15 protein-coding genes and 1 tRNA gene are annotated in these 19,133 nt (G+C 62.4%); 4 read left to right on the forward strand and 12 right to left on the reverse strand.

Translation table 11 applies throughout. The features are described 5' to 3' along the window. Window positions 1-63: 63 nt before the first annotated feature. The 3 genes from C4Q27_RS17055 to bglX all read right to left on the reverse strand — a co-directional run bounded on the left by C4Q27_RS17055 (window position 64) and on the right by bglX (window position 5,571). Window positions 64-1,398: a sigma-54 dependent transcriptional regulator gene (locus C4Q27_RS17055; RefSeq protein ID WP_104887100.1), complete on the reverse strand. Its 1,335-nt coding sequence runs from the start codon at window positions 1,396-1,398 to the stop codon at window positions 64-66. Then, complete coding sequence (locus C4Q27_RS17060) at window positions 1,392-3,149, reverse strand: ATP-binding protein (RefSeq protein ID WP_070096161.1); 1,758 nt, start codon at window positions 3,147-3,149, stop codon at window positions 1,392-1,394. Before C4Q27_RS17060 ends, C4Q27_RS17055 begins: the two co-directional genes overlap by 7 nt. 130 nt (window positions 3,150-3,279) lie before the next feature. Beyond that, complete coding sequence (bglX, locus tag C4Q27_RS17065; protein ID WP_064491127.1) at window positions 3,280-5,571, reverse strand: beta-glucosidase BglX; 2,292 nt, start codon at window positions 5,569-5,571, stop codon at window positions 3,280-3,282. Between the two features lie 186 nt (window positions 5,572-5,757). On the opposite strand from bglX, the gene C4Q27_RS17070 reads away from it, so the two are divergent. Then, on the forward strand, window positions 5,758-6,375 hold the full coding sequence (locus tag C4Q27_RS17070) for a TPM domain-containing protein (protein ID WP_104887101.1): 618 nt from the start codon (window positions 5,758-5,760) through the stop codon (window positions 6,373-6,375). 166 nt (window positions 6,376-6,541) lie between these two features. Next, on the forward strand, window positions 6,542-7,756 hold the full coding sequence (locus C4Q27_RS17080) for an SAM-dependent methyltransferase (protein WP_104887102.1): 1,215 nt from the start codon (window positions 6,542-6,544) through the stop codon (window positions 7,754-7,756). A 32-nt stretch (window positions 7,757-7,788) separates the two neighbouring features. On the opposite strand, the gene C4Q27_RS17085 is transcribed toward C4Q27_RS17080, so the two are convergent. The 7 genes from C4Q27_RS17085 to C4Q27_RS17115 form a co-directional block, all read right to left on the reverse strand. Beyond that, window positions 7,789-8,799 (reverse strand): DUF4917 family protein, encoded by a 1,011-nt coding sequence (locus C4Q27_RS17085; protein ID WP_104887103.1) that lies wholly within the window; start codon window positions 8,797-8,799, stop codon window positions 7,789-7,791. A gap of 204 nt (window positions 8,800-9,003) precedes the next feature. After that, window positions 9,004-10,710 carry a SulP family inorganic anion transporter gene (locus C4Q27_RS17090; protein WP_064491124.1) on the reverse strand — a complete coding sequence of 569 codons (1,707 nt, stop codon included), beginning with the start codon at window positions 10,708-10,710 and terminating at the stop codon, window positions 9,004-9,006. Between the two features lie 210 nt (window positions 10,711-10,920). Continuing rightward, window positions 10,921-10,994: transfer RNA gene (locus C4Q27_RS17095), tRNA-Gly, on the reverse strand. Window positions 10,995-11,105: 111 nt separating this feature from the next. Beyond that, complete coding sequence (gene phaG / locus C4Q27_RS17100) at window positions 11,106-11,993, reverse strand: (R)-3-hydroxydecanoyl-ACP:CoA transacylase (protein WP_064491123.1); 888 nt, start codon at window positions 11,991-11,993, stop codon at window positions 11,106-11,108. A gap of 343 nt (window positions 11,994-12,336) precedes the next feature. Continuing rightward, a complete protein-coding gene (locus C4Q27_RS17105; RefSeq protein ID WP_104887104.1) occupies window positions 12,337-13,029 on the reverse strand; it encodes a pseudouridine synthase in 693 nt (230 codons plus the stop codon). Window positions 13,030-13,037: 8 nt separating this feature from the next. Then, complete coding sequence (locus C4Q27_RS17110; protein WP_003252007.1) at window positions 13,038-13,250, reverse strand: cysteine-rich CWC family protein; 213 nt, start codon at window positions 13,248-13,250, stop codon at window positions 13,038-13,040. Next, entirely contained in the window at window positions 13,243-14,724 is a 1,482-nt protein-coding gene (locus C4Q27_RS17115) for a diguanylate cyclase (protein WP_104887105.1), read from the reverse strand. The genes C4Q27_RS17110 and C4Q27_RS17115 overlap by 8 nt, the downstream gene beginning before the upstream one ends. Window positions 14,725-14,936: 212 nt before the next feature. Between C4Q27_RS17115 and C4Q27_RS17120 the strand changes: the two genes are divergently transcribed. Further along, window positions 14,937-15,386, forward strand: coding sequence for a hypothetical protein (locus tag C4Q27_RS17120; protein ID WP_014859154.1), 450 nt, complete (start codon window positions 14,937-14,939; stop codon window positions 15,384-15,386). Between the two features lie 44 nt (window positions 15,387-15,430). On the opposite strand, the gene C4Q27_RS17125 is transcribed toward C4Q27_RS17120, so the two are convergent. Next, window positions 15,431-16,537 (reverse strand): enoyl-CoA hydratase/isomerase family protein, encoded by a 1,107-nt coding sequence (locus C4Q27_RS17125; RefSeq protein ID WP_104887106.1) that lies wholly within the window; start codon window positions 16,535-16,537, stop codon window positions 15,431-15,433. Between the two features lie 126 nt (window positions 16,538-16,663). On the opposite strand from C4Q27_RS17125, the gene ung reads away from it, so the two are divergent. Beyond that, window positions 16,664-17,356, forward strand: a complete 693-nt coding sequence (gene ung, locus C4Q27_RS17130) for a uracil-DNA glycosylase (RefSeq protein WP_104887107.1) — start codon at window positions 16,664-16,666, stop codon at window positions 17,354-17,356. Window positions 17,357-17,382: 26 nt separating this feature from the next. Here the strand turns inward: ung and C4Q27_RS17135 are convergent, their stop codons facing one another. Next, window positions 17,383-19,065 carry a bifunctional metallophosphatase/5'-nucleotidase gene (locus C4Q27_RS17135; protein ID WP_104887108.1) on the reverse strand — a complete coding sequence of 561 codons (1,683 nt, stop codon included), beginning with the start codon at window positions 19,063-19,065 and terminating at the stop codon, window positions 17,383-17,385. Window positions 19,066-19,133 lie beyond the last annotated feature (68 nt).

Genomic DNA, 19,133 nt, shown 5'->3' on the forward strand with positions numbered 1-19,133 from the left:
CAAAACCTCGACGTCATGAGCGGTTTTTTGCCTACCAGGTCTTGGTCATAAGCGGATTTCCGCTCATGCCTGCCCAATAAAATCCTCGCGCACCAGCCCATGCCGTTGCATCTTCTCGTTAAGCGTGCGCCGCGGCAGTTGCAAGGCCTCCATCACCGACTTGATCTCGCCCCCATGTTGACGCAAGGCCGCACGCAGGCATTGCGCCTCGAATGCTTCCATCTGCTCGCCCAGCGACTGCCCGGCAGGTGCCACCTCGATGTTTGGCGAACCCAGCCCCAACGCATGCCGCTCCGCCGCATTGGCCAGTTCACGCACGTTGCCAGGCCAGTCATGTGACAGCAGCTGGGCCAGCTGTGCACCCGATAGCGGCGGGGCCGCGCGACCAAGCTTTTCACCGGCAGCACGTGCAAAGTGTTCGAACAGCAGCGGAATGTCCTCCCGCCGCTCGCGCAGCGGTGCCAGGTGCAATTCGGCGACGTTCAGGCGGTAGGCCAGGTCTTCGCGGAAGCGCCCGGCACGAGCCTCCTCGAGCAGGTCAGGCTTGGTCGCAGCAATGATGCGCAGGTCGACGCTGATGCTCTGGTTGGCCCCCAGGCGCTCCAGTTTCTGCTCCTGTATCACCCGCAACAGCTTGGCCTGTTGGGCCAGGGGCATGCTCTCGATTTCGTCGAGGAACACGGTGCCACCGTTGGCATACTCCAGCTTGCCGATGCGTTTACCCTGGGCGCCCGTGAAGGCGCCGCTCTCATGGCCGAACAGTTCGGCCTCGAACAGCGACTCGGGGATGGCCGCGCAGTTAAGGGCTACAAAGGGCTTGGCGGCACGGGGGCCGAAGTCGTGCAGGCAGCGGGCCACCCGCTCCTTGCCACTGCCGGTTTCACCGCGGATCAGCACGTTCACCGGCAGGCCGGCCAGGTCCAGCACTTGCCGGCGCAGCTGTTGCAGGCCCTGGGACATGCCCAGCAGCGTGCCTTCCAGGCGTGACTTGAGGTCGGCCTGCTCGTGGAGCCGGCGGTTCTCAAGCACCAGCTGGCGTTTTTCAAGGGCGCGGCGCAGGCTGCCCAGCAAATCTTGCGGCGTGAAGGGTTTTTCCAGGAAGTCATAGGCCCCCATGCGCATGGCTTCTACCGCCATCGGTACATCACCGTGACCGGTCAGCAGAATCACGGGCAGGTCGGGGTCGTTCGCCTGCAGGCGTTCGAGCAATTGCAGGCCATCCATGCCCGGCATGCGCACATCGCTGATGATCACCCCAGGGAAGTGCTGCGGCAGGTGTGCCAGGCACGCTTCGGCGCGAGCGAACAACTGCACGCTGAAGCCAGACAGGCTCAGCCATTGCTCGACAGCAGTGCGGATACTGGCTTCATCATCGACGACGATCACCGAATTCAACATACAGGCTCCAGGTCACGGGGCAGGGTAAGGCTCAGGCGCGCGCCGCCAGGCAGGTTTTCGGCCCGCAGCTGGCCGCCGGCCTCGTGGACGATGCCGTAGGAAATGGCCAGGCCCAGCCCTAGCCCTTCCCCCACCGGTTTGGTGGTGAAGAACGGGTCGAAGACCTTGGCCAGGTCGGCTTCGGCAATGCCGCCACCCGAGTCGAGCACACTCAGGCGCCATAGCTCCCCGTCGGGTTCGATGCGGATCTCCAGGCGTTTGTAACGCTTGTCGAGCATGGCGTCGAGTGCATTGTGCAGGAGGTTTATCAGCACCTGCTCCAGGCGGATGGCATCCCCGCGTACCCAGGCCGGGCGTGCCAGGTACAGAGCCACTTCCACTTCCTCGTTGCGAAGGCGCGCTTCCAGCAGGTGCAAGGCCTGGTCGACCACGGTTGCCAGGTCAAGGCGTTCGCGCAGGCCCATCGGGCTGTTGCGGGCAAAGGTTTTCAGGTGGCTGGTAAGTGCTGCCATGCGCGTGAGCATCTGTTCCAGTGGCTCCAGCGCTTGCCGCGCTTCGTCATGGCGACCATGGTCAAGCAGCAGGCGCAGGGTTTCCAGCTGCATACGTTGGGTGGTCAGCGGCTGGTTGATTTCGTGGGCCATGGCCGCCGACATCTGCCCGAGTGCGGCCAGCTTGGCTGATTGCACCAGGCCTTCCTGGGCAGTGCGCAGCTCGCGGGTGCGTTCTTCGACCTGGCGTTCGAGTTCTTGCCGGCTGCGCTGGCGCAGGCGTGCCAGGCGCAGGCGTTGGCTGACGAAAAGGGCGGCGAACACCAGGCTCAGCCAGACGGCGGCGGCGCCAAGCGCGGCATTACGGCCGTCGGCAGCGACCTGCGGTTTGCGCAGCAGGTGCAAGGTCCAGTTTTCGCCTTCCAGCGGCAGGCTTTCCCACAGGTACTCGGTACTACCCTCGGGGCCTTGCACGCGGCTAAGGGTGCTGTAGGGGGCAAACCGCGTCAGCACCTGATGGTGTAGCGGCACCAGCGGTTGCTTGTCGTACTGACGGGTTTCGGCCAGCTCGGCACGGTCGGCGCCACTGAGCGGCTGAAGTTCGCGGTAGCGCCAGCCATCCTGGTTTGCGATGAAAGTGATGCCGCGGGCGTCGCTGACCAACAGGATATCGTTGCCCTGTCGCCATTCGCGTTCCAGCTCGGGGAACTCCAGCTTCACCACCATGGCGCCAAGGAATCGGCCATGCTCGTCGTTCACCGCGCTGGCGAGGAAGTAGCCCGGCACGCCACTGGTCACGCCCACGGCATAGAAGCGGCCACTGCCCTGGTTGCGGGTTTGCTTGAAGTAGGGGCGGAAACCGTAGTTGGAGCCGACGTAGCTGCTGGGCAGCCGCCAGTTGCTGGCGGCAATGGCCAGCCCGGTGCGGTCGAGCAGCTCGAGGGTGGAGGAATTGGCGGCGCCATTGATGCGTTCGAGCTTGAGGTTCAGGGCGTTCTGAACCTTTTCGTCGACCGGGCCGCGCAAGGCTGCGATCAGCTCCGGGTCCAGCGCCAGCACGGCGGGGAGGGCACGGTAGCGATCGATCAGGGTGTGCAGTGCGTTGGCGTACAGGCCCAGTTGCTGACTGGCACGCTTGGCGTCGTCTTCCATGGCCTGGCGCTTGGCCTGGTGCATGGCCCAGCCGGCGCTGAGTGCGGTACCCAGCACGATCAGCAGGGTGATCAGCCCCAGACGCAGGGCGCGAAAGGAAAAGGGCATCGGGGGCGGATCCGGTGGTGGGAGATCGGGGCCTGCCTCTTCGCGGGTAAACCCGCGCCTACAGGGACTCTGCAGCACCTGTAGGCGCGGTTTTACCCGCGAAAAGGCCGGAACAGGCGGCCTTTTTCAGTCAAAGCAATTCAAAGCTCTGCTGCTGCACCGCCTGGGAATCCAGCCCTATCTGGACATTGAACTCCCCTGGTTCGGCAACCCGCTGCAACTGGCCATTGTAGAACTTCAGGTCGTCCTCGCTGATGCGGAAGGTCAACGTGCGGGTTTCACCCGGTTCAAGCATCAGCTTCTGGAAGTTTTTCAGCTCTTTCACTGGGCGGCTCATCGACGCCGACACATCCTGCAGGTACAGCTGCACCACCGTCTCGCCTGCAACCTTGCCGGTGTTCTTGACCGTTACCTTGGCATCCAGCGTATCGCCGCGCTTGAGATCCTTGCTCGACAGGTTCAGGCCCGACAGCTCGAAGCTGCTGTAGCTCAAGCCATAGCCGAACGGATAAAGCGGCCCGTTGGGTTCTTCGAAGTATTGCGAGGTGTAGTTGCCCGGCTTGCCCGGCGTGAACGGCCGGCCGATGCGGGTGTGGTTGTAGTACATCGGGATCTGCCCCACCGACCGTGGGAAGGTAATGGCCAGCTTGCCGGAGGGGTTGTAGTCGCCAAACAGCACGTCGGCGATGGCATTGCCGCCTTCGGTGCCGGCGAACCAGGTTTCCAGGATGGCGTCGGCCTGCTCGCGCTCCCAGCTGATCGACAGCGGCCGGCCGTTCATCAGCACCAGCACCAGCGGTTTGCCGGTGGCCTTGAGCGCCTTGATCAGCTCGCGCTGGCTGGCCGGGATCTCCAGGGTGGTGCGGCTCGACGACTCGTGGGACATGCCGCGGGACTCGCCGACCACTGCGACCACGACGTCGGATTGCTTCGCCGCCTTGACTGCTTCATCGATCAGCACAGCAGGCGGGCGTGGGTCGTCGACGATTTCCGGAGCATCGAAGTTGAGGAAGTTCAGGTAATCGAAGATCGCCTTGTCGCCCGTGACGTTGGAGCCTTTGGCGTAGACCAGCTTGGCCTTGCCCTCCATGGCGCGGCGCAAGCCTTCGCGCACGGTCACCGAGTGAACGGGCTTACCGTCGGCTGCCCAGCTGCCCATCATGTCGATCGGGGCATCGGCCAGCGGGCCGACCAAGGCAATGGTGCCGGCCTTTTTCAGCGGCAGGGTCTGGTTGCGGTTTTCCAGCAGCACCAGGCTGCGGCGTGCCACGTCACGCGCAGCTTCGCGGTGCAGGCGGTCGTTGCCGTAGTAGTCCTTCAGGTCGGTTTCGGCCTTGCCGATGCGCACGTACGGGTCCTTGAACAGGCCCATGTCGTACTTGGCACCCAGCACTTCACGCACCGCCTGGTCCAGCTCGCGCTGGGTCACCTCGCCGGACTTCAGCAGGCCCGGCAGCTCTTCGCCGTACAGGGTATCGTTCATGCTCATGTCGATGCCGGCCTTGATCGCCAGCTTGGCGGCTTCACGGCCGTCACGGGCGACGCCGTGGCGAATCAGTTCCTGGATGGCACCGTGGTCGCTGATGGTCACGCCCTTGAAGCCCCACTCCTTGCGCAGCAGGTCGTTCATCAGCCAGGTGTTGGAGGTGGCCGGTACGCCGTTGATCGAGTTCAGCGCCACCATCACGCCACCGGCCCCTGCATCGAGCGCGGCGCGATAGGGTGGCAGGTAGTCGTTGTACATTTTCGGCAGGCTCATATCGACCGTGTTGTAGTCGCGCCCGCCTTCCACGGCGCCATACAAGGCGAAATGCTTGACGATGGCCATGATGCTGTCGGGGTTGGCCGGGCTGCTGCCCTGGAACGAGCGCACCATTACCTGGCCGATTCTCGAAGTCAGGTAGGTGTCTTCGCCGAAACCTTCGCTGGTGCGGCCCCAGCGCGGGTCACGGGCGATATCCACCATTGGCGCGAACGTCATGTCCAGGGCGTCGGCCGAGGCTTCGATCGCGGCGGTGCGGCCGACCTTGGCGACGGCCTCCATGTCCCAGGTCGCGGCCATGCCCAGGCCGATCGGGAAGATGGTGCGCTCGCCGTGGACGGTGTCGTAGGCGAAGAACATCGGGATCTTCAGGCGGCTGCGCATGGCCGCGTCCTGCATCGGCCGGTTTTCGGGGGCTGTGCGTGAGTTGAAGGTGCCACCGATACGGCCGGCGGCGATTTCCTCGCGGATCTTGTCGCGGGGCATTTCCGGGCCGATGCTGATCAGGCGCAACTGGCCGATTTTTTCGGCTTCGGTCATCTGGCTGATCAGATGCTCGATAAAGGCCTGCTTGTCCTGCAGGGGCGGGGCGGTGGGGGCGGCGAGGGCCGCCTGACTGGCAAGGCCCATGGCCAGGCCCAGCAAAGACAGTTTCATCATCAATTCCGTTTTGGGGCCTCTGCCGTATCCACGGTGATACGTGCGCGACCGAAGTTTTCAGGCGGCTATTGTTGTACGATTTGCAGGCAATTCTTCCAGCGGCGGATTATGCCTGAATATGTCGCCTGCGGATGAAGCCCCGAATGCCGGGATAACAACTATAAGAACGCTCAAGAGACCGACGGCATGACCCCCTTCGACGAATACCATCAGCGGCAGATTGCCGAAGCCATTGCCCGTGCCGAACGGCGTACCGATGCCGAACTGGTGACGGTGCTTGCCCGTCGTGCCGACGATTATGCGTATTGGCCGTTGTTGTGGGCCGCCGTGCTGGCACTGACCGTGCCCGGTCTGTTGCACTGGCTGCTGGCTTGGCCCAGCGTGCGTGGCGTGCTGATGGGCAACGTGCTGCTGTTCGTCGTTTTGTGCATGCTGCTGCGCAACCCGCGCCTGGCCGACTGGCTGATCCCCCGTACCTTGCGCCGCTGGCGTGCCTCGCGCCTGGCCCACCAGCAGTTTCGCGAGCAGAACCTGCAGCGCACAGCAGGCGCCACGGGCGTGCTGATTTTCGTCAGCGAGGCGGAGCGGCATGTGGAGATCCTGGTCGATCGGGGTATCGAGCACTGCCTGGATGCCCAAGCCCGCGCGGCCATCGGTGCCCGCTTGGCCGAGCAGGTGCGCCAGGGCCGTACCTTGCAGGGCTTTGTCGAGTGCATCGAAGCGTGTGGCGAGTTGCTTAGCCAGCACGTGCCGCCAACCCATGCACGCAACGAGTTGCCCAACCGCTTGGTGATTCTCGACTGAAGGAGCGTCCAGCCTTGCTGGATTTCCTGTGGGCACAGGCTTGCCTTGGAAACAGGCGACAGGGTGTCTGGCACCGGCTTTGCCGGTGTTCGCGGGCAAGCCCGCTCCCACAGGGTGCTTGGGGCACGTTAGAATAGGCGTTCCGCTTCCCAAGGCCCCCTTTTTCATGTCCGCCAGTACTTCTGCCTCTTGCGCGCCGGATGCGCGCGCTCAGTTTCTCGACCTGCTGAACGCCACCCTGCACGGCGAAACCCTGGTCAAGCTGGTGCTGGCGCGCCATGTCGGTGCCGACCAGACCTTGCAACGGATCATTGCCAAGCCGCTGCAGGTCAAGGGCCAGCCGTGCCTTTCGCTGGTCTACCGCCACCAGACCCGCGACATCACCCGCAACCTGCCGCTGGACCAGGCCCAGGTGCTGGTTGCCGAACTGCTGCCGGACAGCTTCCGCAATGCCCATCTGTTCGATGCTGACGGCGAAGTGCAGCTGACCTTCAGCAAGAAGGGCAAACCGATGCTCCAGCGCCACGGTGCCCAGGCACCGCGCGTGGCCGATGCGGGCAGCGGGCATGACCGCGAGAAGAAGCGTTATCTGGAGCTGTCGCGGCCGTTTCTGCGCGACCTCGGTGTGACCGACGCACAAGGCGCACTGATCCCGTCCATGTCGCGCAAGTGGAAGCAGATCAACAAGTTCATCGAGGTTTTCGACCACGCCCTGGCCAATGCACCGGTGTCTACGGAACAGGCGCTGCGGGTGGCCGACTTCGGTTCGGGCAAGGGCTACCTGACTTTTGCCATGCATGACTACCTGCGCAACAGTTTGGGCCGCGACGCACAGGTCACCGGCGTGGAGCTGCGCCAGGACATGGTCGACCTGTGCAACGCCGCGGCCGCACGCCTCGACCACCCAGGCCTGGAGTTCCAGTGTGGTGATGTGCGCAGCGTGGTGCCTGAGGCCATCGAGGTGATGATCGCCTTGCATGCCTGTGACATCGCTACCGACTACGCCATCCACACCGGCATCCGCTGCAACGCCGCGATCATCATGTGCTCGCCGTGCTGCCACAAGCAGATCCGCCCGCAATTGCACAGCCCAGGGTTGCTGCAACCCATGCTGCAGTATGGCCTGCACCTGGGCCAGCAGGCCGAAATGCTGACCGACAGCCTGCGCGCGCTGTACCTGGAAGCCTGTGGCTATGAAACCAAAGTGTTCGAATTCATCTCGCTGGAGCACACCAACAAGAACAAGATGATTCTTGCGGTGAAGCGGCGGCAGGCGGGAGATAACGGGGCGTTGCTGGAGAAGATTGCCCAGCTCAAGGCGTTCTATGGGGTGCAGGAGCATTGCCTGGAAACGTTGTTGCGCGCGGATGGGTTGCTCTGACGCCACCCACCGGCACGCCTCCGGGGACGCTGTCAGCGCCGAGCAGAGGGCACTTCGATAGCCAATGCTGCCTGCCCCAACGGGTGGGTGCTGGCATCGAAGAAATGCAGCGCCGTCCCCGGCAAATCCCCGAAACGATCTGCAAAATGCTGCTTCTGATTGATCACCGAAGCCTCGCCCAGCGGCCGAATGGCAATGGATAGCTGTTGCGGACGGGCTTGGCGCACAGCGTCGAGCAGGTGCCGGTCACTGCTGTCCAGATGCTGCCCGAACAGGCATATCCCGTGGTTTTCCTGCGCCAGCTGCCCCAGGCACCAGCTCAGGTAGTCCGAGTTGCGGATAGCGCGCAGTTTTTCGTCGCTGCGGTCTTCGTTGACGAACAGCGGTACTTCACCCGGGATGTTCACGGCAAACCCATCGAGCAGTTCGGCACTTTCAGCGCTGCGCTGGCGGGTGGTGCCGTCGGGCAGCTTGAGCAGGTGCAGGCCGCCATGCAGGTGCAGCACCCGGGTGCCTTCGCTGCCGGTGCGTCGCACGTCGAAATAGCCTTGTTCGTCGAACAGTTCGGCGAAGCCACTCGGGGCGTGCTGCACGGCCCATGGCAGCAGCAGGTCGTAGTTGCTGGTGTAGACGCTTCGATAGCCGCGCAGCGCCTGATTGAGGGTTGCCAGTGTGGCCTTCGGCATCAGCGGCCAGGGCAGATGCACTGTGCGCACGGCGTGAATCAACGCTTCCTTGATCGAGTAGTAGCGGTTCAGCGGCGCGGTGGAGTTGATGGCCAGGGCGGCGTTGGTACGCACGGTGGTGTTGAGGGCGCTGAGCACCGGCTCGAACAGTTCCGTGGCCAAGGACTTGAACAGTGCCTTGTCGCTGACCGCCAGGCCTTTCTTGCGGCCTGCGCGTTGCGCTTGCTCGAACAGCGAGAAGTAGCCGAACGGCTTCCATACTGCGCGGCTGGCGCCGTTGCCCAGCAGCAGGGCGTCGCAGGGATGGCGGGCGGCGAGTTCTGGCCAGGGGGTGAGGGTGGCATCGAGAGCGGGCATGCTGAGTCCGTTGGGTGGTGCGGGGAACGGGGCGACTTTAGCATGTCATGCGAGGTGTGCGAGGGTTGGTGTCAGGGCGATGGTTTTGTGTTGTCTGTGCTGGCCCTTTCGCGGGTGAACCCGCCCCTACAAGTCCATGTAGGAGCGGGTTTACCCGCGAAAGGGCCAGCAAAGGCGCAGCACGTTGAACAGGATGAAAGCCGCTCAACCCTGTTCGGTCACTTGCACACTGTGGTTTCGGTTGCGCCACACGCGGTACGCACGAATCCCTGCGCGTACCGAGCCGAATAGCAGTTTTTCTTCCATGTCCCGCGCCATCCCCGAGCGCACCAGCATGCGCAGGAAAGTGCCACGGGCGCGGGCGATGGCGAAGAAGATGCCTTGGGCCGCCAGGGTGTCGCGCACTTCGCGCAGGGCGGCGATGCCGCTGACATCGATGCTGGTTACCGCTTCGGCATCGAACAGCACGGCTTTAGGCTGGTCCTGGCTTTGCACGGCTTCAAGCAGGCGCATCTTGAAATAGTCGGCGTTGAAGAACAGGATGGCGTCGTCGAAGCGGTACACCACCAGGCCAGGCACGGTGCGGGCGTCCTTGAACTTGCGGATGTCGACCTGGCCTTCGGTGCCCGGCAGCCAGCCCAGTACGGCATCGGTGGGCTGGTAGATGCTGTAAAGCAGGCGCAGGATCGCCAGGGTCACGGCAAACACGATACCGGGCAGCACGCCCAGGCTCAGTACGCCCGCCGTGGTCAGCAGGCACAGCCAGAACTCGAAGCGGCTTAGACGCCGGATATGCCCCAGCGATTTGATGTCGATCAACCCCCAGCCCGCCATCAGCAGCACGGCGCCCAGCGCAGCCTGCGGGATCCAGGCCATGGGCGCGGTGAAGAACAGCAGGATCAGGGCGATCACCAGTGCCGCGATGATGCCCACCAGCTGGCTTTTGCCACCGACCATGTCGTTGACCGCAGTGCGCGAGTCGGCACCGCTGATGGCAAAGCCCTGGGAAACCCCGGCCGCCAGGTTGCTCACGCCCAGGGCGACGAATTCGTGGTTGGCGTTGATCGCATAGCCATGCCGGGCGGCAAAGCTGCGTGCGGTAAGCATGGCGCTACAGAAGCTGACGGTGGCGATACCCAGGGCGTCGCGCAGCAGGCTCTTCATTTCCGCCAGGTTGCTGTGTGGCCAGGCCAGTTGCGGGATGCCTGCAGGTACCGGCCCAAGGACGGCGACGCCAAAACGGTCAAGGCCGAACAGGCCAACCAGCAGCATGAACAGCGCCACTACCGTGAGGGCTGCGGGCAGGCGCGGGTAGCGCCGTGGCAGCCAGATGAGCAGGCCCAGGGCGGCCAGGCCGATGATCAATGTGACCCAGTGAATTTCGCCCAGACGCTGGAAGAAGTTGATCAGGCTGAGGATGAAACCGTCGCCCTCGATCTTGAAGCCCACCACCTTGGACAGCTGCCCGGCGATCAGGCTCAGGCCGATACCGTTGAGGTAGCCGATCAGGATCGGCCGCGAGAAGAAGCTGGCGATGAACCCGGCCCGCGCCAGGCCCGCGGCAATCAGCATCACGCCGACCAGCACGGTGACGATCACCGACAGTTCGACGATGCGCTGCGGGTCGCCCATGGCCAGCGGTGCCACGGCACCGGCGATCATCGCGCAGGTGGCGGCGTCGGGGCCGACCATCAGCTGGCGCGAGCTACCGATCAGCGCGTAGACCATCATCGGTAGCACACAGGCGTACAGGCCATATTGCGGCGGCAGCCCGACGATCTGCGCATAGGCAATGGCAATGGGAATCTGGATCGCGGCTACCGACAGGCCCGCTTGCAGATCGGCGTGGAACCATTCACGGCGGTAGTGCAGCAGGTTGGCAAGGCCCGGTAGCCAGCGGGAGAGAAACATGCGTTGTCCTTTCGAATGTTTTCACGAATCCAGTGAGCATATCCGCCACAAACCGTTTCGCTTGCGCACGCAAAGGCCCGATGCGCATTGAAGCGGATCGGTGGGTAATTGGCCATGGGCCAGGTCAAGGCAGGATGAAAAACGAAAAAAGGAGCCAAGGCTCCTTTTGACTGCGATGACGTTGCTGGAACGCCATGCGGGACTGCGATGTGGAGCGGGTAGAGGGAATCGAACCCTCAACTAAAACTTGGGAAGCTTTCGTTTTGCCACTAAACTATACCCGCATCTGAGCTCGACTTTTTACCAGAACCTTCAGCGAATTAGAAGCCCAAGTTATAAAAAAGCTTGTCGGCGCCCCGTGGCCTGCGGGTATTGGCTACAAGGCGCCGAGCCGCTCAGATGGCAAATGCATGCTGCCCCTGCTGCACGGGTTGGTAACGTTGGCGGGGTTCACGCACGGTTGGCTTGAGGAAGCCCAGCATGACATTGCGGGTGTTCTCGCAGGCGGTCTTGTTCTCCATGTCCAGGAAGTGGCCCGCATCGCGGATCACGCTGAACTGGCTTCTGCACACATGCTTGCTGAACTGCCGCGCATCCTCGACTGTGGTGTACTCGTCGCGCTCGCCGTTGATGAACAGCACCGGGATGTTGATATTGCGCGCGCCTTGCAGCGCACGTTCCAGGTCGTGCTCCAGCACCTGGTTGATGTGGAAGTGCATCTGTGCGTACTCGTGGCTGTCCAGACTGCTCACATGGCGGTAGTTGAAGCGTTTGAACAGCGACGGCAAGTGCTTGCCGATGGTGTCATTGACCAGGTTGCCGACCTGATAACGGTCGCAGGCGGCCAGGTACTGGCAGCCACGGTCCAGATAGTCGCGCATCGGCTCGTTGATCACTGGCGAGAACGAACTCACCACTGCCTTCTTCACGTACCGCGGCTGGTGCGCCAGCGCCAGCAGCGTGCTTGCGCCACCCCACGAAAAAGACATCACGTGGTCTGCCTGGAAGTGCTCGATCAGCTCAAGGAGGATATGCGCCTCGGTCTCCTTGCTGATCAGCCGTTCCTGGCGGTTGTGCGGCTTGGACTTGCCTGAATACGGCTGGTCGAACAGAACCACGTTGAACTGTGGGTGCAGGTTACGTACCGTCTGGGCGAACGAGGCCGTGGTGGCCAGCGAGCCGTTGATCAGGATGATCGTGTTTTCGGCCGCATCCGCGCGATAGAACTCCGTGTAAACCCGATACTGACCTTGGATATCAAGTACAGCGATTTCTGGCCTCATGTCATCGACTCCTGGCGCAAAAAGGGTATTCGCGTCACCTAGGGTGCACGTTCTTTATGACAGGTAGGCATTTGCCTGAAGATAAACCGGGGGCCCTGTGTCGATCCTTGGCACTTGCGTCGACGGTATTGTTTTTGGCGGGCAATTTGCCGTGCCCCAAGGCATCTAGGCTTTGGGTGGCCGGCAAAAAGTGTCATCGGCTGCAGGTGTGACTTGGTAGTCACATGCAGACTGACGATTTGGATTCAAGCAGTGGGTTGGGGATCGCGCAAGTGCCGTTCGGTAAGTAATGTGACTTTTGTCGCTGAGCGGTCGTATGACGACACGGGCGGTCTGTCACGGCCTAGACAGTGGCTATCTCATTGGCCGTCAGTTCACGATACTCCCCCGGCGCCAACCCCGGATCCAGCCGGATCGCCCCCATGCTCTCCCGATGCAGCCCCACCACCTTGTTGTTGAAATGCCCGAACATGCGCTTGACCTGGTGGTATCGCCCCTCGACGATCGCCAGCCGGGCTCGGTGGGGGCCGAGGATGTCCAGCTGGGCAGGTTGGGTGGTGAGGTCTTCGAAGGCAAAATAGAAACCCTCGCGAAACTTGGCCACATAGTGCTCGCCAATCTCGTCCTCGGTGTCCACCAGATAATGCTTGGGCAGCTTGGTGGCAGGCTGGGTCAGGCGCCGTGACCACTGGCCATCGTTGGTCAGGATCATCAGGCCGGTCGTGTTGAAATCCAGGCGCCCGGCTATGTGCAGGTCATCTCGCAACGCCGCTGGCAGCAGGTCGAGAACGGTACGGTGTTGCGGGTCGTGGGTGGCGCTTACGCAGCCAGTGGGCTTGTACAGCATCAGGTAGCGGGCCGGGCGGCCGGCCTGCAGCAGTTGCTCGTCCAGCTCTACGCGGCTGAATTCACGCACGTCGGTCAGCGGGTCGCTGACTACCTGGCCATCCACTCGCACGCGGCGTTGCGCCAGCATCAGGCGAACGTGCTGGCGGTTGTAACTGGGCAGGTTGGCGAGGAAACGGTCAAGGCGCATGGCAACGATCAGTGGGCAGCGGATGGACGGAGCTGTTCTTCAACGGCGGCGCAGCGCGGGCACAGACAGGCCTTGTTGCGCAGCTCGTCGGGCAGGGCCTGGAGCACGGCCGGGTCGATGGTCACGCTGTAGCACCAACACGCCTGGGTGGCACGGCGTGGGTCGGCCAGGCTGCACTGGTTGAGGGCACCGCAAGCGGGGCAGTGTTGCTTGTCATTCATGGCGGGTTTCACAGCAGACACGGTTGCGGCCAGCCTGCTTGGCACGATAAAGCGCGCGGTCGGCGCGGGTCAGCAGGGCGTGCAGGGTATCCCCCGGTTGCAGGCTGCTCAGGCCGATGCTGGTGGTCAGTCGCAGCGGTTGGTTGTCGTAACTGAAGGTCAGCTGTTCGGTGCGTCGCCGGATCTTTTCCGCCACCTCGATGGCCTGGCGGCCTTCAGCTTCGCGCAGCAGCACGATGAATTCCTCACCGCCCCAACGGCACAGTATATCTGACTGACGCAGGCTGCCTTGCAGCACATTGGCGAATTGGCGTAGCACTTCGTCACCTGCCAGGTGGCCGTGGTTGTCGTTCAGCGCCTTGAAGTGATCCAGATCGATCAGCAAGGCCACCAGTGGGCTACTGTCGCGCCTGGCTTCTCGCAGCGCCTGGGCGGCGAGCAGGTCGAAGCTGCGCCGGTTGTACAAGCCGGTGAGGCTGTCGAGCGTGGCCAAGGCCTCGGTGCTGGCCTGGTGGCGGCGGACCATGGCATGCACCAGTGCCAGCACCACCAGGGTGATCATCGTACAGATCGCCAGGTTCAGGTACAGCGCGTGGCGAATGCGGTCGAGGACGCCGGTTTCGCGTTTGTCCACCAACAGGTACCAGTCCAGTTCGGGCAGGTGGCGAACGTTGAGAAAGTGGCTGTGGTTTTCGCTGTCATGGTACTCGCGGCTGCCTTCGCCCGGCACCAACTGCTCGGCCAGCATGGCTTTCAGATCAGGGTTGTCGCTGAGTGACTGGCCAACTTGCAAACCATGCGGGCCACCCTCGGAGCCGGTCAACAGCACCTTGCCTTTGGCATCGGTGAATAGCACCGCGCGTTGGTAGCGGCGTTGGTACTGATCGATCAGCTTGACCACCGACGATACGCTCAGCCCTACGCCTGCCGCGCCGATGAAGCGCTGCTGGTAGTCGTGCACCTGGTAGTTGATGAACACGGTCAGGCTGTCCTGGTTGGCCATGTCCAGGTCGACGTTGATCTCATAAGGGGCCTTGAGTTCACGCAGACGGAAATACCAGGCATCACGCCAGGTGCCCGGTTCGACGTGCTTGAGCACGCCTTTGGCCTGGTAGTAGGTCCGCGTGCGATCGGACACGAAAAAGGACGTGAAGATGTCCTGCTTGCCCATGACCTCGCTCAGGTAGCGGGTCATGCGTTCGGTATCCTGCTCGCCGGACAGCACCCAGTCGCGCAGGAAGGTGTCCTGGGCCATCATCGAGGCGATCAGCACCGGGCGGATCAGGTCTTTCTGGATTTCCGAGTAGACAGTGTCGGAGGTCAGCGGCAATTCGGTATTGATGATGCCGTCGCGGATGGCGCTGCGAGAGGAGAAGTAGCTGAGCAGCGAGGTGGCCAGGAAGCCGCAGGCCAGTAACACGAGCAGGGTAACGATCAGCGAGCGTTGCGAGAACAGAGCGGAACGTAAGGGCATGATCTTCCCGTGATGTGTGCCGAGCCGCTTATTCTAGTGAGATGGCCGACAAATGACTGCAAGTTTTTCAGGGTTATTTCAGCTGTATCAAGTTATTGCAGAAATGGCACTGCACCTGCGCGCCGCTGTCTTAGTCAATGTCGATTGACGCATCTCGTATCGACGCTCGCCAGCGCCGCTGTTCGGGCACTCCAGCGGTCCAGGAGGCCGCCATGTCCTATCGAATCCTGTTGATCGCCCTGCTGGGGCTGATGACTTCGGCCTGCGCCCCGTACTATGAACGCGGGGGCTACTACCGTTCGGACTACTACTCCACCGACCGCTATGTGGCGCCGGGGTATTACCGCTATGACCGGTACTATGTAGCGCCTGCGCCGCGCTACTACTATCAGCCTGCTCCCCGTTACTACAATCGGTCGGCCCCTGTGCCCCATTACCGGCCCTATCCGCAGCCGAGGATGAACCAGTGGCATGGCAACCCGCGCTATGACTACGGCAATCGCCAGCGGCAAGACTACCGGCAGGACCGGGATCGCCATGACTATCGCAATGACAGCCAGCGTTACCGGCAGGGCGACCGGCACTCCAATCGGCAGGTTGACGACCGCGGGCGCTGGGACGGGCGGGGCGGGCAGGGGCGAGGAGGAAACTGGCAGCGCTAGCTGAGCGGAGGCGGGGGCTGAAAAGCAGCCCCCGCAGCAGCAGGCTAACCCACATCCGCCAATGGGTGCCGTCCTTCCCATGCCTTGGCAAAATGCGCCTCGACTACCGCCGCCGGCACTTGCGCCACATCAGGCCAGTGCCAGCGCGGCTGGTTGTCTTTGTCCAGCAGGCGAGCGCGCACGCCTTCACTGAATTCAGGGTGGCGGCAACAGTTCAGGCTCATGCTGTATTCCATCTGGAACACCTGCGCCAACGACAGGTACCGCGCCCGGCGGATCTGCTCCCAGACCAGATGCGCCGTCAGCGGGCAACCCTCATGCAGACGGTGGCCGGCATCTGCCAGCAATGGGTCGTCATGCTGCTTGAGCCTTTCCAGCGCGCGCCAGGCTGAAGCCGCATCCGCCACGTCGAGTAACTGATCGATCTCATGCCGTCGTGGCAGCCACTGGGCATCAGGCAGCTCGGCGCAGGCACGATGCTGCTCGGCCTTGAGCAGGCTGTTCAGTTGTATGGCGGTCTGCTCCTGCCAGTTGAGTTGCACCAACTCCTCGATCAAGGCCTCTTGCTGGTGCTCGCCCAGAAAACGGTCAGCCAGGCCCAGATCAAGGGCATCGCGGGCGTTGATCGGCGCACCTGTCAGGCCGAAGAACAAACCCAGCTTGCCCGGCAGTCGGGCCAGGAACCAACTGGCGCCTACGTCAGGGTACAGGCCGATGCTGATTTCCGGCATGGCCAGCCGGCTGCTGGGTGTGACGATACGTACATTGGCGCCTTGCAGCAGCCCCATGCCACCACCCAGCACATGCCCATGGCCCCAGCACAGCAACGGTTTGGGGTAGGTGTGCAGGGCAAAGTCCAGGCGGTATTCGGCGGCGAAGAAGGAGGCCGCCAGCGGTGGGACACTGCCGGGGTGGTCCCGGCAGGCTTGCGCCAGCGTACGGACATCGCCGCCTGCGCAAAAGGCTTTTGCCCCGTTGCCGCGCAGCAGCACGCAGACGATACCCGGGTCGCGGGCCCAGGCATGCAGTTGTTCGCCCAGCACCTCGATCATCGGCAGGTTCAGGGCGTTGAGCGCCTTGGGCGCATCCAGGGTGGCGATGCCGATGCGGGCGCCATCGACGCCGGTGAGTACCTCGCAGTGAATGGTCATGGACTACCTCTCGCAAGTCATCGCTCAAGTATGGCTTGCCTGGCCGATCATGCCGGTCGTCGGTCGGATCGTTTGACAAGCGCGAAGAGCTTACCTAGTGTCGCGCCATTGTTTATGGAAGGCCCCATGACTGACGACGATCGCATCAAACTCGAACCCAGCTGGAAGGCCGCATTGCGCGGTGAATTCGACCAGCCTTACATGCACCAGCTGCGCGAGTTCCTGCGTGGCGAGTACGCTGCCGGCAAGGAGATCTACCCGCCAGGGCCGCTGATCTTCAATGCGCTCAATTCGACACCGCTGGGTCAGGTGAAGGTGGTCATCCTCGGTCAGGACCCGTACCACGGGCCGGGCCAGGCACATGGCTTGTGCTTCTCGGTGCAACCGGGCGTGGCCACGCCACCGTCGCTGGTCAATATCTACAAGGAGCTGCAGCGCGACCTGAACATCCCGATCCCCAGCCACGGCTACCTCCAGAGCTGGGCGGAACAAGGCGTTCTGTTGCTCAACACGACCATGACCGTCGAGCGCGCCAATGCCGCGTCGCATGCCAAGAAAGGCTGGGAGTTTTTTACCGACCGGATTATCCAGGTGGTCAGTGAGCAATGCCCGAACGTGGTATTCCTGCTATGGGGGGCGCATGCACAGAGCAAGCAGAAGCTGATCGACGGTACCAAGCACCTGGTACTGAAGTCGGTCCATCCTTCGCCGCTGTCGGCGTATCGCGGGTTCATCGGTTGCGGGCATTTCAGCCGTACCAACAGCTTCCTCGAGCAGCGGGGGCTCGGGCCCATCGACTGGGCACTGCCCCCGCTGTGAGAAACCGGGGTGGGGTACGCAATCGCTCAGGGCGTCATGCTGATGCGCGGCTCGCTGCGCTGGCCAATAGCAATACCCCGCTCATGGTTCTGGCGCACATACGCCACCAAGGCTTCCAGGTCGGAGATGCCGGTGTCCTGGCGTCGCCTTCCTTCTTTGAAAGTGGCCAAGCCACCGCCACCATCGGCCAGGAACAGGTTGCTGACGACGCGATAATGGGTCAACGGCTCAACGGGTTTGCCGTGAAGACGCACACTGCCCTCGACGACACGGCTGCCGACAGGCCGTGAACCATCCCACTCATAATGAAAACCCTTCGATACTTGCAGCGGATTGAAACTGCCCCTGTTCCATTGAAGGTTGAGCAGTTCGGTAATCTGCTTGCCTGTCAGTTCCTGAACCACCAGTGGGTTATTGAACGGTTGTACGGCGAATAATTGTTCGTAGGTCAGGTCGCTATCGGCAGGCTGGATAAGATCACTGCGCAGCCCACCCAGGTTGAGAAAGGCAACCTGGGTATTGAACGCCTGGGTCATGGCCAATTGGGCATCCGTGACCAGGTTCCCCAAGGTTGTTTCACCGGCCGCATTTTCTTTGCGGTCAAGTTCTGCCGTCGAGATGCGTCCTATGGGTTCGAGCAATTTTTCCCCGGACCGCTGACGCACTTCCTCCAGCAAACTGGCCAACTGGGCATTCGGCAGGTAGTTCTGTGGGTCAGCAGGAATATTGCGGGCGGTGATGTTCGTGACGTGATGGGTGCCTGGCGTTACCTGCAACTTCAACTGAGTCAGGAAGTGGCCGTACTTGCCAGCCTGAGTGATGCTCAGGTCACCCACCTTGCATTGATAGCTGGCATGCGAGTGACCGCTGATGACAGCATCTACCGCAGGATCCAGCCGCTTCGCCACGTCGACGACCGCGCCACTCAGCTGGCTGCAATCCTGCGTGTCGAACGGCTCGGCGGTATCCCCTCCCTGGTGCATGACCGCAATGATTGCATTCACACCCTTGGCCTTGAGCTCCGGAATCACGTCATTGATGGCTTGCGCTTCATCCGTGGCTTTGAGCCCTGCGAATGCTCTGGCCGAGACCACTTTTTCCATGTTGCGCGGCACTGCACCGACGAACGCTATCTTCACCCCTTTTACCTGCTCAATGTGATAAGCCGGTAGCAAGCGCTTGCCCGTAGTGGTATCGATCAGGTTGGACGCTATGTAAGGGAAGCCACTTCCTGGGTAGTTGCCGCGAAACTTGCAAGCCTTTTCAGGGCGCGTCGACTCGCATCCTCCGTGGATCTGACGAAGAAACTCGGCCTTGCCTGCATCCAGTTCATGGTTCCCGGATGCGCTGACGATCATGCCCATCGCGTTCAAGGCCTCAAGCACAGGTTCGTCAGCCCACAGCGCAGAAATGGCGGGGCTGCCCCCTATCAAGTCGCCAGCCCCGATGAACAGCAGGTCGGGGTCCTGCGTTCGCAGTTCATCGAGCATGGCACCGAGTGTGGCGATGCCGCCGTAGGTCAGGCGGGTAGCGCCTTGCGCGCCGGCGTAGTCCTGGGGGTTGGGTTCCAGGTAGCCGTGAAGATCATTGATAGCCACGACGTTGATCTGGACGGGGGCAGGTGGCTGTGCGGCAAGGCTGCCTGCGCTGATGGCAAGGCATGCCCAGGCAATAGCCGAGCGATAGTTGCAAGAAAGACGGACTTTCATCATTACCTCTTGAATGCCGGGAAGTGTGGGTTTGCTGGCGATCAGGGCAGCAATCCGACTCTATTCAT

It is taken from the genome of Pseudomonas sp. SWI36, from assembly GCF_002948105.1.
Taxonomy (GTDB): Bacteria; Pseudomonadota; Gammaproteobacteria; order Pseudomonadales; family Pseudomonadaceae; genus Aquipseudomonas; species Aquipseudomonas alloputida.

Excerpts from the sequence above, each read along its gene's own strand:
- C4Q27_RS17055 (WP_104887100.1), bottom strand. The coding sequence starts at position 1,398 with ATGTTGAATTCGGTGATCGTCGTCGATGATGAAGCCAGTATCCGCACT.
- C4Q27_RS17060 (WP_070096161.1), bottom strand. The coding sequence starts at position 3,149 with ATGCCCTTTTCCTTTCGCGCCCTGCGTCTGGGGCTGATCACCCTGCTG.
- bglX (WP_064491127.1), bottom strand. The coding sequence starts at position 5,571 with ATGATGAAACTGTCTTTGCTGGGCCTGGCCATGGGCCTTGCCAGTCAG.
- C4Q27_RS17070 (WP_104887101.1), top strand. The coding sequence starts at position 5,758 with ATGACCCCCTTCGACGAATACCATCAGCGGCAGATTGCCGAAGCCATT.
- C4Q27_RS17080 (WP_104887102.1), top strand. The coding sequence starts at position 6,542 with ATGTCCGCCAGTACTTCTGCCTCTTGCGCGCCGGATGCGCGCGCTCAG.
- C4Q27_RS17085 (WP_104887103.1), bottom strand. The coding sequence starts at position 8,799 with ATGCCCGCTCTCGATGCCACCCTCACCCCCTGGCCAGAACTCGCCGCC.
- C4Q27_RS17090 (WP_064491124.1), bottom strand. The coding sequence starts at position 10,710 with ATGTTTCTCTCCCGCTGGCTACCGGGCCTTGCCAACCTGCTGCACTAC.
- phaG (WP_064491123.1), bottom strand. The coding sequence starts at position 11,993 with ATGAGGCCAGAAATCGCTGTACTTGATATCCAAGGTCAGTATCGGGTT.
- C4Q27_RS17105 (WP_104887104.1), bottom strand. The coding sequence starts at position 13,029 with ATGCGCCTTGACCGTTTCCTCGCCAACCTGCCCAGTTACAACCGCCAG.
- C4Q27_RS17110 (WP_003252007.1), bottom strand. The coding sequence starts at position 13,250 with ATGAATGACAAGCAACACTGCCCCGCTTGCGGTGCCCTCAACCAGTGC.
- C4Q27_RS17115 (WP_104887105.1), bottom strand. The coding sequence starts at position 14,724 with ATGCCCTTACGTTCCGCTCTGTTCTCGCAACGCTCGCTGATCGTTACC.
- C4Q27_RS17120 (WP_014859154.1), top strand. The coding sequence starts at position 14,937 with ATGTCCTATCGAATCCTGTTGATCGCCCTGCTGGGGCTGATGACTTCG.
- C4Q27_RS17125 (WP_104887106.1), bottom strand. The coding sequence starts at position 16,537 with ATGACCATTCACTGCGAGGTACTCACCGGCGTCGATGGCGCCCGCATC.
- ung (WP_104887107.1), top strand. The coding sequence starts at position 16,664 with ATGACTGACGACGATCGCATCAAACTCGAACCCAGCTGGAAGGCCGCA.
- C4Q27_RS17135 (WP_104887108.1), bottom strand. The coding sequence starts at position 19,065 with ATGAAAGTCCGTCTTTCTTGCAACTATCGCTCGGCTATTGCCTGGGCA.